We start from the raw sequence: 14,854 nt of genomic DNA, 5'->3' as shown, positions 1-14,854 counted from the left end.
AGTACCATGAAAGATGTCGCTCGCCTCGCGGGTGTCTCTACCTCCACTGTTTCGCACGTCATTAATAACAATCGCTTTGTCAGTGAAGGCGTGCGGGAAAAAGTTGAGCAGGCGATACGTCATCTTAACTACGCCCCTTCTGCACTGGCGCGCAGTCTGAAAATCAATCAGACGCACACTATCGGTATGCTGCTGACTACCAGCAGTAACCCTTTTTATGCTGAAGTGGTGCGGGGCGTGGAGGAGAGTTGCTATCAGCGTGGCTACAGCCTGATTCTCTGTAATACGGCGGGAGATGAGGAGCGGATGAACCGCAGCCTGGAAACGCTGATGCAGAAGCGTGTCGATGGTTTGCTGATCATGTGCACTGAAAGTCACCTGCCGTCGGCAGACATTCTGAATCGTTATCCCTCTATACCTGCGGTGATGATGGACTGGGCACCGTTTGAGGGTCGCGGTGACATCATTCAGGATAACGCGCTGCTGGGCGGCGAGCTGGCCACTCAGCATCTTATCGACAGCGGCTATACCCGTATCGCCTGTATCGCCGGTCCCCAGGATAAAACCCCGGCCCGTATGCGTCTGGAAGGTTATCGCAACGCCATGACTAAGAGTGGGCTGGAGATTTTGCCTGGCTATATCGTGAATGGTGACTTTGAATTTCAGGGTGGCTACAACGGGATGATCGAGTTGCTGGCGCTGGAAACGCTGCCGGAAGCGGTATTCACCAGTAACGATGCGATGGCTGTCGGCGTTTATCATGCCCTCTATCAGGCTGGCATGCAGGTTCCGCAGCAAATGGCGGTCATGGGGTATGACGATATTGAACTGGCGCGCTATCTCACTCCGCCACTGAGTACGATTCATCAGCCCAAAGATGCACTGGGCGAACTGGCGATAGATACCTTAATTCATCGTCTCAGCGATCCCGACGCCAGCCAGCAAACGCTGGTGCTGACGCCGGAGCTGGTGGTACGTGGCTCAGTTTAGCGCTTTTTCTTCCTGTCGCGATTCGTGATCAGATTACGTCCATCGCCGTTTTTCAGCAGCAGAAAAGTCAGCGCTGAAAGCACGGTAACGACACCCATGGTCAGGAACGTGGCATGGAACTGTGAAATGGTGCTGGTTTCAAACTCCTGATAGAAGCGCAGTACCGCAGCACTGACGGCCACACCGAAACTGATCGCTAACTGCTGCGTCACGGCCAGCACGCTGTTACCCCCGCTGGCATTATCATCATCCAGGTCGGCCAGAGTAATGGTGTTCATGGCGGTGAACTGCGTAGACATCGCCATGCCGAGAATAAACAGCGGAAGCAACAGCACAAAGATGCTTTCAGCAGGCGACTGCAGAGAGAAGCTGGCGATCAGGATGCCAATAATAGCGGTGATGCCGACCAGCAGACGGCGGTAGCCCAGCCAGCGCAGCAGTTGTGTCACCGTGGACTTCGCCAGTATTGAACCAATGGCGGTAGGTGCCATCATGCAGCCTGCAATAATAGCTGAATAGCCAAAGCCAACCTGCAACATGAGCGGCATTAAAAAGGGGACGCAGCCGGTACCGAGACGTGATGCAATGTTGCCGCCAATGCCAACCGAGAAGGTCCGGGTTTTAAACATCGGCAGGTTGATGAGGGGCGACGGGTGATTTCGGGCATGCACTATATAGAGAAGTAAAAGCACGATGCCGCTGAGTAATATCCCGCCAGCCAGCCAGGCGGAAACAATCCGCTCACCGAACAGCTCAATCCCAATCGAGATCATTACCAGCCCAGCCCCGAACAGTATAAAACCCAGAAAGTCGAAGCGGCGCTTGGGCGTGGTGAAGTCCGGCATATATTTGCGTGCGTAGATAATGCCGAGAATACCTATCGGGATATTAATCAGGAAGATCCAGTGCCACGTCGCATAGGTTACCAGCACACCGCCCAGCATCGGGCCCAGTATCGGGCCAACCAATCCTGGCATGGTGACAAAATTGAGCACCGGCAGCAGTTCACTGCGCGGATAGGCGCGTAGCAGCGCCAGTCGTGCGACCGGCATCATCATTGCGCCACCCACGCCCTGTACGATCCGCGATATAACCAGCACTGAAAGCGTCGGTGAGAGCGCACACGCCAGCGAGCCAAGGGTGAACAGCGAAACCGCAATGATAAATACCTTGCGCGTGCCGAAGCGATCGGCGAGCCAGCCGCTGACCGGAATCAGCATCGCGACAGTGAGGGTGTAACTGATAACGGCGGATTGCATGGCCAGGGGAGAACGGTCGAGGCTGGTGGCGATAGCGGGCAGGGCAGTATTCAGTATAGTGGCGTCGAGTGACTGCATGAAAAAGGCCATAGCCGCTATCCATGGCAAACCGGCCATGCTGCGCGAGGATTTTATCATTGAGTGTCCTTCCTGGGGTTATCCTGCGAGAAGAAGCAAAATAATAGCACCCGTAACCCGCAACGGCAGGTCTCTTTACAACGTTTGATCGCTGTTTTTGTGCGTTATTCGGCCATGAAACGTCTCTTTTTAAGCCGTTCGTTTAAAAAAGATGCGCTCAGTAAATTAATTCGAAGAAACACTTGTCAGCCGGAGGAAACTCCCTATAATGCGCCTCCATCGACACGGAACACCGGCAACGGAAAACGGGTTGAGAGGCACAGGAGACTGCGCCGCCGGAGAAAAACTTCTGAAATAGAGGTTGACTCTGCAGGAGGAAAGCGTAATATACGCCACCTCGCGACAGGACGCTAACGCACTGTTCGCACTGCTCTTTAACAATTTATCAGACAATCTGTGTGGGCACTCGCAGGATTGATATCAGCGTCTCCGGACGCAGCAAAATATCAAAGCCTCACGAGTGAACACATAATGAAATTCATTATGACGTTTTACAGATGAGCACCGCTTAACTTGTTTAAGCAAATCAAACTTAAATTGAAGAGTTTGATCATGGCTCAGATTGAACGCTGGCGGCAGGCCTAACACATGCAAGTCGGACGGTAGCACAGAGAGCTTGCTCTTGGGTGACGAGTGGCGGACGGGTGAGTAATGTCTGGGGATCTGCCCGATAGAGGGGGATAACCACTGGAAACGGTGGCTAATACCGCATAACGTCGCAAGACCAAAGAGGGGGACCTTCGGGCCTCTCACTATCGGATGAACCCAGATGGGATTAGCTAGTAGGCGGGGTAATGGCCCACCTAGGCGACGATCCCTAGCTGGTCTGAGAGGATGACCAGCCACACTGGAACTGAGACACGGTCCAGACTCCTACGGGAGGCAGCAGTGGGGAATATTGCACAATGGGCGCAAGCCTGATGCAGCCATGCCGCGTGTATGAAGAAGGCCTTCGGGTTGTAAAGTACTTTCAGCGGGGAGGAAGGCGGTGCGGTTAATAACCGCACCGATTGACGTTACCCGCAGAAGAAGCACCGGCTAACTCCGTGCCAGCAGCCGCGGTAATACGGAGGGTGCAAGCGTTAATCGGAATTACTGGGCGTAAAGCGCACGCAGGCGGTCTGTTAAGTCAGATGTGAAATCCCCGGGCTTAACCTGGGAACTGCATTTGAAACTGGCAGGCTTGAGTCTTGTAGAGGGGGGTAGAATTCCAGGTGTAGCGGTGAAATGCGTAGAGATCTGGAGGAATACCGGTGGCGAAGGCGGCCCCCTGGACAAAGACTGACGCTCAGGTGCGAAAGCGTGGGGAGCAAACAGGATTAGATACCCTGGTAGTCCACGCCGTAAACGATGTCGACTTGGAGGTTGTTCCCTTGAGGAGTGGCTTCCGGAGCTAACGCGTTAAGTCGACCGCCTGGGGAGTACGGCCGCAAGGTTAAAACTCAAATGAATTGACGGGGGCCCGCACAAGCGGTGGAGCATGTGGTTTAATTCGATGCAACGCGAAGAACCTTACCTACTCTTGACATCCACGGAATTCGGCAGAGATGCCTTAGTGCCTTCGGGAACCGTGAGACAGGTGCTGCATGGCTGTCGTCAGCTCGTGTTGTGAAATGTTGGGTTAAGTCCCGCAACGAGCGCAACCCTTATCCTTTGTTGCCAGCGATTCGGTCGGGAACTCAAAGGAGACTGCCGGTGATAAACCGGAGGAAGGTGGGGATGACGTCAAGTCATCATGGCCCTTACGAGTAGGGCTACACACGTGCTACAATGGCGCATACAAAGAGAAGCGACCTCGCGAGAGCAAGCGGACCTCACAAAGTGCGTCGTAGTCCGGATCGGAGTCTGCAACTCGACTCCGTGAAGTCGGAATCGCTAGTAATCGTGGATCAGAATGCCACGGTGAATACGTTCCCGGGCCTTGTACACACCGCCCGTCACACCATGGGAGTGGGTTGCAAAAGAAGTAGGTAGCTTAACCTTCGGGAGGGCGCTTACCACTTTGTGATTCATGACTGGGGTGAAGTCGTAACAAGGTAACCGTAGGGGAACCTGCGGTTGGATCACCTCCTTACCTGAAGATACCTTCCGGCGCAGTGTCCACACAGATTGTCTGATAAAAAGTAATGAGCAGGACGGCTGCGAAGTCGTGACACTATCGTGTCCCCTTCGTCTAGCGGTTAGGACTCCGCCCTTTCACGGCGGCAACAGGGGTTCGAATCCCCTAGGGGACGCCACCTGCTTGGTGACAGGTGAAAGGTGTCTCCATACAGTATCTCAAAACCGTTCGGGTTGCGTAAGCAGCCGGGTCGCGTTTGAGATATTTGCTCTTTAACAATCCGGAACAAGCTGAAAATTGAAACGACGTGTCGTTTTCATTCTCCGTAATAAGAATGAAAAATACGATGCGTTCGAGTCTCTCAAATGCTTGCAGCTTACAGCGTTGAAAAACGCCTGTGGGTTGTGAGGTTAAGCGACTAAGCGTACACGGTGGATGCCCAGGCAGTCAGAGGCGATGAAGGACGTGCTAATCTGCGTAAAGCGACGGTAAGGTGATATGAACCGCTACAGCCGTCGATGTCCGAATGGGGAAACCCGGTGCACTCTGTGCATCATTGCAGCATGAATACATAGTGCTGCAAGGCGAACCGGGGGAACTGAAACATCTAAGTACCCCGAGGAAAAGAAATCAACCGAGATTCCCCCAGTAGCGGCGAGCGAACGGGGAGCAGCCCAGAGCCTGAATCAGCATGTGTGTTAGTGGAAGCGTCTGGAAAGTCGCAGGGTACAGGGTGATACTCCCGTACACAAAAGCACATATGCTGTGAGCTCGATGAGTAAGGCGGGACACGTGGTATCCTGTCTGAATATGGGGGGACCATCCTCCAAGGCTAAATACTCCTGACTGACCGATAGTGAACCAGTACCGTGAGGGAAAGGCGAAAAGAACCCCGGCGAGGGGAGTGAAACAGAACCTGAAACCGTGTACGTACAAGCAGTGGGAGCCTTCTTTATGGGGGTGACTGCGTACCTTTTGTATAATGGGTCAGCGACTTATATTCTGTAGCAAGGTTAACCGTATAGGGGAGCCGCAGGGAAACCGAGTCTTAACTGGGCGTTAAGTTGCAGGGTATAGACCCGAAACCCGGTGATCTAGCCATGGGCAGGTTGAAGGTTGGGTAACACTAACTGGAGGACCGAACCGACTAATGTTGAAAAATTAGCGGATGACCTGTGGCTGGGGGTGAAAGGCCAATCAAACCGGGAGATAGCTGGTTCTCCCCGAAAGCTATTTAGGTAGCGCCTCGTGAACTCATCTCCGGGGGTAGAGCACTGTTTCGGCTAGGGGGCCATCCCGGCTTACCAACCCGATGCAAACTGCGAATACCGGAGAATGTTATCACGGGAGACACACGGCGGGTGCTAACGTCCGTCGTGAAGAGGGAAACAACCCAGACCGCCAGCTAAGGTCCCAAAGTCATGGTTAAGTGGGAAACGATGTGGGAAGGCACAGACAGCCAGGATGTTGGCTTAGAAGCAGCCATCATTTAAAGAAAGCGTAATAGCTCACTGGTCGAGTCGGCCTGCGCGGAAGATGTAACGGGGCTAAACCATGCACCGAAGCTGCGGCAGCGACACTATGTGTTGTTGGGTAGGGGAGCGTTCTGTAAGCCGTCGAAGGTGTGCTGTGAGGCATGCTGGAGGTATCAGAAGTGCGAATGCTGACATAAGTAACGATAAAGCGGGTGAAAAGCCCGCTCGCCGGAAGACCAAGGGTTCCTGTTCAACGTTAATCGGAGCAGGGTGAGTCGACCCCTAAGGCGAGGCCGAAAGGCGTAGTCGATGGGAAACAGGTTAATATTCCTGTACTCGGTGTTACTGCGAAGGGGGGACGGAGAAGGCTATATCAGCCGGGCGACGGTTGTCCCGGTTTAAGCGTGTAGGCGGAGGGTCCAGGTAAATCCGGTCCCTTATCAACGCTGAGGCGTGACGACGAGGCACTACGGTGCTGAAGTGATAAATGCCCAGCTTCCAGGAAAAGCCTCTAAGCATCAGGTAACACAGAATCGTACCCCAAACCGACACAGGTGGTCAGGTAGAGAATACCAAGGCGCTTGAGAGAACTCGGGTGAAGGAACTAGGCAAAATGGTGCCGTAACTTCGGGAGAAGGCACGCTGGCGCGTAGGTGGAGGGATTTACTCCCCGAGCCGAAGCCAGTCGAAGATACCAGCTGGCTGCAACTGTTTATTAAAAACACAGCACTGTGCAAACACGAAAGTGGACGTATACGGTGTGACGCCTGCCCGGTGCCGGAAGGTTAATTGATGGGGTTATCCGCAAGGAGAAGCTCTTGATCGAAGCCCCGGTAAACGGCGGCCGTAACTATAACGGTCCTAAGGTAGCGAAATTCCTTGTCGGGTAAGTTCCGACCTGCACGAATGGCGTAATGATGGCCAGGCTGTCTCCACCCGAGACTCAGTGAAATTGAACTCGCTGTGAAGATGCAGTGTACCCGCGGCAAGACGGAAAGACCCCGTGAACCTTTACTACAGCTTGACACTGAACATTGAGCCTTGATGTGTAGGATAGGTGGGAGGCTTTGAAGCGCGGACGCCAGTCTGCGTGGAGCCAACCTTGAAATACCACCCTTTAATGTTTGATGTTCTAACGTAGGCCCGTAATCCGGGCTGCGGACAGTGTCTGGTGGGTAGTTTGACTGGGGCGGTCTCCTCCTAAAGAGTAACGGAGGAGCACGAAGGTCAGCTAATCACGGTCGGACATCGTGAGGTTAGTGCAATGGCATAAGCTGGCTTGACTGCGAGAGTGACGGCTCGAGCAGGTGCGAAAGCAGGTCATAGTGATCCGGTGGTTCTGAATGGAAGGGCCATCGCTCAACGGATAAAAGGTACTCCGGGGATAACAGGCTGATACCGCCCAAGAGTTCATATCGACGGCGGTGTTTGGCACCTCGATGTCGGCTCATCACATCCTGGGGCTGAAGTAGGTCCCAAGGGTACGGCTGTTCGCCGTTTAAAGTGGTACGCGAGCTGGGTTTAGAACGTCGTGAGACAGTTCGGTCCCTATCTGCCGTGGGCGCTGGAGAATTGAGGGGGGTTGCTCCTAGTACGAGAGGACCGGAGTGAACGCACCACTGGTGTTCGGGTTGTCATGCCAATGGCATTGCCCGGTAGCTAAGTGCGGAAAAGATAAGTGCTGAAAGCATCTAAGCACGAAACTTGCCCCGAGATGAGTTCTCCCTGACCCCTTGAGGGTCCTGAAGGGACGTTGAAGACGACGACGTTGATAGGCCGGGTGTGTAAGCGCAGCGATGCGTTGAGCTAACCGGTACTAATGACCCGTGAGGCTTAACCTTACAACGCCAGAGGCGTTTTTGAGAGACACGATTTTCAGCCTTGTACCGGATATTCTGCGCGGCCCTCAGCGGCGGCGCGGAGACAGAATTTGCCTGGCGGCTGTAGCGCGGTGGTCCCACCTGACCCCATGCCGAACTCAGAAGTGAAACGCCGTAGCGCCGATGGTAGTGTGGGGCCTCCCCATGCGAGAGTAGGGAACTGCCAGGCATTAAATAAGTGAAGAAGCCCCGCACGAGAGTGCGGGGCTTTTTTACGTCTGCAGATCGTGAAAAACCGCACCATAATCAATCTCCGAAAACAGCCTGAGAACCCCTCTCTGATACGGTAAACTACGGCCAGTGATCTCCTTTATATTGACTATTATGACACTCAACAGATAAAAAATAGAATAAATATCGAGTTAATTACTTTTAATATTCTATAATTTAATGTTTAACTAACTTATTAACCTAATGTGATTGTAAGTTTTATAAAAGACGAAAAATATATTGCTGGAATAAATGGATTTTATTCTATTTACATTTATTAGTGCCTGATTGAAACTAATGATGATATTTAATTAAGTTAAATGTCTTAGATGGATTTAAATTGCGTATTAACTAATTTAAGGAAGATTAAAATGAAAGAACTTACTATCGCTGAAACAGAATTAGTATCAGGTGCCGCCTCTACTGGATTCTTAGACAGCATCGGTGGTGCAGTGGTTGGAATGATTGCTGGCGCAATGGGCGTTGCATGGTCCTGCTATAATATTTCTGCTAATACTGACGGCGTAACCAGTGGAATTCTGGCTCCAGCACAGGGTGTCATTGGTGGCCTGTTTGGCGGTATTTGGGGCGCTGTTTTTGGACTGGTAGTCGGTGCTGCTGAAGGGACTACTGACTCAGTGGCCCGTGCTGATGCAGTTTGGACTAATATCCTCACTGCTGGCTGATAGCTCTCTAAAGATCCTGGGCAGTAATGACTATTATTGCCCATTTAATGTAGTCCGCTGACTCCCCGTTAACAATTTTATTGGTCGCTTTCAGGAAAATTCAACTCAGATAAAAGCTATTATTTTAAATGAGTAACAGGTTGTTTTTTCGAGCGTGATAAATTTCCTGCCTTATTTTTAATAAAAAAAGACATTGTTAACTGAGCTTCGTTTTTTAAATTTTATCTGTATCAATCCCCTCCTCAGTTGGTTGAGCTAGTATAATTTAGGTCATCAGGCGTATTGATATTGCGGAAGGCAGATTCATCATCATCCAGCTGAACAGCATGGCCGCCATGGTCGCGCAGGAAATGCATCAGACGTCGTTCACCGGCGTGAAGATAGTCATGAAGAGGCACTGCCATCTTCCGATGAATCAGCGCCAGCGTGGGGTGGTCGCGTGATTGTGAACGAACCCAGACTGCAGGGGCGTCTCCACGTTGTTCAGCCAGTTTTTCAACGAAGTTAAGAGGAACTGCAGGCGTATCACAGGAGCAAAAGGCAGCCCATTCACCGTCGATGGCCACTAATGCACTGTAGATACCGGCCAGCGGACCCGGATAGCCATCAAAAACATCCCGCACAACCCGACACCCGCTTAACTGATAGCGATCAATATTACGATTGGCATTAATCATGACAATGTCGACTTGTGGCCTGAGCCGTTCAAGGACATGCTGATAAAGCGGCCTGCCATCCAGTTGCACTAATCCTTTATCCTGACCACCCATACGGCGGCCCTGACCACCGGCCAGAATGATGCCAGTCAATATTGTCATGGCTTTGCCCTCGCTGATGACGCACTGTGAATAACGGAGAAACCTCAATGAAATGCCATCGTTTAAACGAGTTGACCGAACTGCTGCAACCCGCCTGGCAAAAAGAGCCTGACCTGAATCTGGTCACATTTTTACAGAAACTGGCGCAGGAATCTGGTTTCCGTGGCCCGTTAAGTGAATTAACCGACGATGTATTAATTTACCATCTCAAAATGCGTGACTCAGCCAGCGATGATGCGATCCCAGGCCTGAAAAAAGACTATGAAGTTGATTTCAAAACCGCACTGCTCCGCGCACGGGGTGTCATTAAACAGGACGAGTAGTGTTATCCTTGGCTGCTATTTGCAAGGGCAACTACAGGTAATATGATGAGCGACGCTGCTTTCAACTTCCAGACATTGAATCCCGACGTATTGCTTGATGCGCTCTGGGATACAGGAATTCGCGTCGAATCAGGTCTGACAGCCCTGAACAGCTATGAGAACCGGGTTTACCAATTCAGCGATGATGAAAAACGCCGCTATGTCGCGAAGTTTTATCGCCCACAGCGCTGGCGTGCTGAACAGATCGCTGAAGAGCATCAGTATGCGCTCGATCTGCTGGCTGATGAGGTGCCCATCGCGGCACCATTGCGGTTAAAGGGCGAGACACTGCACAGCCACGCTGGCTTCTTCTTTGCCGTATTTCCCAGTCTGGGCGGACGGCAATATGAGACAGACAATGAAGATCAGATGGAATGGGTAGGCCGATTCCTGGGCCGCATTCATCAGACCGGGCGCAAAGCGCTGTTCAGCCATCGTCCTGCCATCGGTCTTGATGAGTATCTGCATGAACCCCGGCAGGCGCTGGAGCACTCACAATTAGTGCCTGCCTCGCTTAAGGCCGCGCTGCTACAGGCGATCGATAAGCTGGGTAACACGCTGCAGCAACAGTGGCATACCACGTGGCAGCCGCTACGATTACATGGCGACTGTCATCCGGGGAATATCCTGTGGCGCGATGGACCGCTATTTGTCGATCTGGATGATGCCCGTAATGGCCCGGCGGTACAGGATTTGTGGATGCTCATCAGCGGCGATCGACAGGAACAGCGTATACAGTGGGATATCCTGCTGGAGGCTTACAGTGAATTCAGTGACTTTGATATTAATGAATTGTCACTGATTGAACCTTTACGCGCTATGCGCATGGTTTATTATCTGGCCTGGGTTGTCCGACGCTGGCAGGATCCCGCTTTTCCGCGCGCTTTCCCCTGGATGACAGATGAAGATTTCTGGCGCAGGCAAATTTCACTCTTTACCGAGCAGGAGAAGCTGTTGCAGGAACCTCCTCTGCAGCTGACACCGCAATATTAACGACGTAGTCAGGAGAAGTTTTCACGATGAAAAAAATTTGGTTTGCACTGATGGGTTTAGTGCTGGCATTCAGCGCGTCTGCTGCCCAGTTCACTGAAGGTAAACAATATGTGAGTCTGCCAAAACCTGTGGCCAGTGAACCTCAGGTGATGGAGTTCTTCTCCTTCTTCTGCCCGCACTGCTATCAGTTTGAACGTATTTATCATGTTAATGACGCGGTGAAAAAGAATCTGCCTGCTGATACAAAGCTGGTGAAATACCACGTCGATTTTCTTGGTGGTGATCTGGGACCGGTTGTGACTCAGGCCTGGGCTGTCGCCATGGCGCTGGGCGTGGAAGATAAGGTGACAGCACCGATCTTTGATGGCATTCAGAAAACGCAGACCATTACCGATCCTGCCAGTCTGAAAGAGACTTTTGTTAAAGCGGCCGGTATCTCCGCTGCTGACTACGATGCTGCCTGGAACAGCTTTGCCGTAAAAGCGCTGGTTGCACAACAGCAGAAAGCGGCTGCGGATGTTGATCTGCGCGGTGTGCCAGCGATGTTCGTGAATGGCAAATATATGGTGAACAACGGCGGCCTCGATACCAGCTCTATGGACAATTTCGTTGCTGATTACGCGAACGTGGTTAAATTCCTTGTAAGCCAGAAGTAATCTGCCTTACCACCCCATCTGACGCCAGCTCTGCTGGCGTTTTTTTATGCCATTAAACAGAGACGTAAATTTTGTCCATCTCCAGGGCATAAATTTAATATCCACACAAGGGATCACGTAATTAAAAATGGCGATCGGGTCACAGAAATTAAATAAGTCAATGAAAATTATGGGTTTTATTAATGGCCAAATCATTTAAGATCCTGAATAGCAGCGCGTTATAATTTTTACGCACAAAGTTATCCACAGAATGATCGTTGCGATCTTTCCTCCAGAACCGTTAAAAACGCGACATATCCTGCGCCTTAGTTCACCATTTCCGCCAGCTTGTGGCATCCTTATAGACCAACCCATAGCAACGAAGACAACACAGACTTATGGCGCAAATAGCAGAAAATCCCCTCATTCTGGTCGATGGCTCATCCTATCTTTATCGCGCGTATCACGCATTTCCGCCGCTGACCAATAGTGCAGGTGAACCCACTGGCGCCATGTACGGCGTGCTCAACATGCTGAAAAGCCTGCTGGCGCAATATAATCCGAGTCACGTTGCTGTGGTGTTCGATGCCAAAGGCAAAACCTTCAGGGATGAGCTGTTCGAGCATTATAAATCTCATCGTCCGCCGATGCCTGACGAACTGCGGGCGCAAATCGAGCCGCTGCATGAGATGGTGCGGGCGATGGGTCTGCCGCTACTGGCTGTGAGCGGCGTTGAGGCCGATGATGTTATCGGTACGCTGGCGCTGGAAGCGGAGAGAAAAGGCCTTTCAGTGCTGATCAGCACCGGCGATAAAGATATGGCGCAGCTGGTCACGCCAGCCATCACGCTGATTAACACCATGAGCAACACCATCCTGGGGCCGGAAGAGGTCGAGCAGAAATATGGTGTGCCACCGGCCTTAATCATCGATTTTCTGGCCATGATGGGCGACAGCTCAGATAACATTCCTGGCGTTCCCGGCGTGGGCGAGAAAACGGCACAGGCTCTGCTGCAGGGTCTGGGCAGCATGCAAACCATCTATGACAATCTGGACAAGGTAGCCGATCTCGGGTTCCGTGGTGCCAAAACCATGGCGACCAAACTTGAGCAGAATCGGGATGTGGCGTTTCTCTCTTACCAGCTGGCGACCATTAAGACCGACGTTGAGCTGGCGCTGCCCTGTGAAGAGCTTACGGTCACGGAACCCGATGTCGAAGCATTGCAGGCCCTGTTCAGTCGGTACGAATTCAAACGCTGGCTGAGCGACCTGCAGGATGGGAAATGGCTTCAGGGCAAGAAGAGCAATACTCAGGCACAGAAAGCGCTCTCTGATGAGCCGGTTGCTGTGCCTGAAACCAGCAGCGTATTACCGACCGAGAATTATGTCACCATTCTGGATCAGGATCTTTTCGACAGCTGGCTGGAGAAGTTGAAAAAAAGCGAGGTCTTTGCTTTTGATCTGGAGACCGACGCGCTGGATACCCTGAGCGCTAACATCGTGGGCATCAGCTTCGCGATTGCGCCCGGCGAAGCCGCCTACCTGCCGGTTGCCCATGACTATCTCGATGCGCCTGATCAACTGGATCGCGCGGCCGTTCTGGCACAGCTCAAGCCCCTGCTGGAAGATGACAGCGCCTGGAAAGTGGGCCAGAACCTGAAATACGATCGTGGCGTACTGAAAAATTACGATATTGAACTGGCCGGTATCAAATTCGACACCATGCTTGAGTCCTATATTCTCAACAGCGTGGTGGGTAAACATGACATGGATAGCCTGGCTGCTCGCTGGCTTAACCACAAAACGGTCACCTTCCAGGAGATCGCTGGTAAAGGCAAAAATCAGCTGACTTTCAATCAAATCGCATTGGAGCAGGCATCCCATTATGCTGCCGAAGATGCCGATGTGACCCTGCAGTTGCATCTGAAGATGTGGCCAGAGCTGGAGAAAGAAGCGGGCCCGAGAAAAGTCTTCGAGCAGATTGAGATGCCGTTACTGACGGTCATTTCCAGGATTGAGCGCAATGGCGTGTTAATCGATCAGGCTATTCTGGCGCAACACTCGAAAGAGCTGACTGCCCGACTGGCTGAGCTTGAATTAAAAGCACATGAGCTGGCGGGAGAACCCTTCAACCTCTCATCCACCAAACAGTTACAGGTGATCCTGTTTGAAAAACAGGGTATCAAACCCACCAAGAAAACACCGGGCGGTGCGCCGTCAACCAGCGAAGAGGTGTTAGCTGAGCTGGCACTCGACTATCCGCTGCCCAAAGTGATTCTGGAACATCGCGGCTTATCCAAACTTAAGTCGACCTATACGGATAAGTTACCCCTGATGATCAACCCGCTGAGCGGGCGGGTGCATACCTCTTATCATCAGGCCGTTACCGCAACCGGTCGCTTATCCTCTGCCGATCCGAATCTGCAAAACATCCCGGTGCGTAATGACGAAGGACGCCGAATCCGTCAGGCCTTTGTCGCGGCCAAAGGCTATCGCATTGTGGCGGCAGACTATTCACAAATCGAACTGCGTATCATGGCGCATCTCTCTCAGGATAAAGGATTACTGGACGCTTTTGCCCAGGGCGAAGATATTCACCGTGCCACGGCATCCGAAGTATTTGGTGTACCACTGGACAAGGTCAGCGCCGAACAGCGCCGTAGTGCGAAAGCGATCAACTTTGGTCTGATCTATGGCATGAGTGCATTTGGTCTTTCGCGCCAGCTGAACATTGGCGCAGGCGAAGCGAAAAAGTATATGGACCTCTACTTTGAACGTTATCCGGGCGTACTGCGCTATATGGAGAACACCCGTCAGCTGGCGGCAAGTAAAGGCTATGTCGAAACGATTGAAGGCCGTCGGCTGTGGTTACCGGATATTAAATCCAGCAATGCCATTCGCCGGAAAGCCGCTGAACGTGCCGCGATCAATGCGCCGATGCAGGGAACGGCAGCGGATATTATCAAGCGGGCGATGATTGCTGTTGATGCGTGGCTGGAACAGCAAAATGACAATAGTGTCAGAATGATCATGCAGGTTCACGATGAACTGGTGTTCGAAGTGAAAGCCGAGGCTGTTGAAGCAGCCAGCCAGAAAATCCGTGCGCTGATGGAGGGTAGCGTGCAGCTCGATGTGCCTTTACTGGTTGAAGTCGGTGTGGGTGACAACTGGGATGAAGCCCACTGATTCACGGTTTCAGGTCGGTTCCACAGAACGGAATCGACCCTTAGTCAGGTATAAGTAAATCGTTTAATTACCTGGTTTAACCCGGCCAGCGCTGGTACTGAGATTACGCGCTTTTCTAACTGCTTATCGGCTAAACACTTTTTTTGTTATTTAACTACATCGCA

At 52.0% G+C, this 14,854-nt stretch carries 8 protein-coding genes, 1 tRNA gene and 3 rRNA genes; 10 read left to right on the top strand and 2 right to left on the bottom strand.

The features are described from left to right. Positions 1–6: 6 nt before the first annotated feature. Complete coding sequence (rbsR, locus tag AC6I8C_RS18660) at positions 7–990, top strand: ribose operon transcriptional repressor RbsR (RefSeq protein WP_161733341.1); 984 nt, start codon at positions 7–9, stop codon at positions 988–990. Here rbsR and mdtD read toward each other — a convergent pair. Next, a complete protein-coding gene (mdtD, locus tag AC6I8C_RS18655) occupies positions 987–2,387 on the bottom strand; it encodes a multidrug transporter subunit MdtD (RefSeq protein ID WP_013359543.1) in 1,401 nt (466 codons plus the stop codon). The genes rbsR and mdtD overlap by 4 nt on opposite strands. Positions 2,388–2,921: 534 nt before the next feature. Here mdtD and AC6I8C_RS18650 point away from each other — a divergent pair. The 5 genes from AC6I8C_RS18650 (at position 2,922) to AC6I8C_RS18630 (ending at position 8,697) form a co-directional block, all read left to right on the top strand. Further along, a 16S ribosomal RNA gene (locus AC6I8C_RS18650) occupies positions 2,922–4,461 on the top strand. A gap of 88 nt (positions 4,462–4,549) precedes the next feature. Then, a tRNA-Glu gene (locus tag AC6I8C_RS18645) sits at positions 4,550–4,624 on the top strand. 230 nt (positions 4,625–4,854) lie between these two features. After that, a 23S ribosomal RNA gene (locus tag AC6I8C_RS18640) occupies positions 4,855–7,762 on the top strand. 92 nt (positions 7,763–7,854) lie between these two features. Further along, a 5S ribosomal RNA gene (gene rrf / locus AC6I8C_RS18635) occupies positions 7,855–7,970 on the top strand. Together the 16S, 23S and 5S rRNA genes with 1 tRNA gene alongside form the textbook arrangement of a ribosomal RNA operon. Before the next feature lie 412 nt (positions 7,971–8,382). Next, on the top strand, positions 8,383–8,697 hold the full coding sequence (locus tag AC6I8C_RS18630; protein ID WP_497823276.1) for a hypothetical protein: 315 nt from the start codon (positions 8,383–8,385) through the stop codon (positions 8,695–8,697). A gap of 242 nt (positions 8,698–8,939) precedes the next feature. Here the strand turns inward: AC6I8C_RS18630 and mobA are convergent, their stop codons facing one another. Then, positions 8,940–9,515 (bottom strand): molybdenum cofactor guanylyltransferase MobA, encoded by a 576-nt coding sequence (mobA, locus tag AC6I8C_RS18625; RefSeq protein WP_497823275.1) that lies wholly within the window; start codon positions 9,513–9,515, stop codon positions 8,940–8,942. Between the two features lie 47 nt (positions 9,516–9,562). Here mobA and AC6I8C_RS18620 point away from each other — a divergent pair, with 47 nt between their 5' ends. The 4 genes from AC6I8C_RS18620 (at position 9,563) to polA (ending at position 14,690) form a co-directional block, all read left to right on the top strand. Further along, positions 9,563–9,838: a YihD family protein gene (locus AC6I8C_RS18620; RefSeq protein ID WP_497823274.1), complete on the top strand. Its 276-nt coding sequence runs from the start codon at positions 9,563–9,565 to the stop codon at positions 9,836–9,838. Positions 9,839–9,883: 45 nt separating this feature from the next. Continuing rightward, on the top strand, positions 9,884–10,870 hold the full coding sequence (locus AC6I8C_RS18615; protein WP_497823273.1) for a serine/threonine protein kinase: 987 nt from the start codon (positions 9,884–9,886) through the stop codon (positions 10,868–10,870). Positions 10,871–10,896: 26 nt separating this feature from the next. Beyond that, positions 10,897–11,526: a thiol:disulfide interchange protein DsbA gene (dsbA, locus tag AC6I8C_RS18610; protein WP_061061160.1), complete on the top strand. Its 630-nt coding sequence runs from the start codon at positions 10,897–10,899 to the stop codon at positions 11,524–11,526. Between the two features lie 377 nt (positions 11,527–11,903). Beyond that, the gene (polA, locus tag AC6I8C_RS18605) at positions 11,904–14,690 is read left to right on the top strand and encodes a DNA polymerase I (protein WP_497823272.1); all 2,787 of its coding nucleotides are present in this window, start codon (positions 11,904–11,906) and stop codon (positions 14,688–14,690) included. The last annotated feature ends 164 nt before the right edge of the window (positions 14,691–14,854 follow it).

The sequence above is a fragment of the Pantoea sp. X-Soil-YNGN-844 genome (assembly GCF_059730595.1).
Note: the sequence above shows the minus strand (reverse complement) of the source record. Positions and strands in the feature narration are given on the sequence as shown.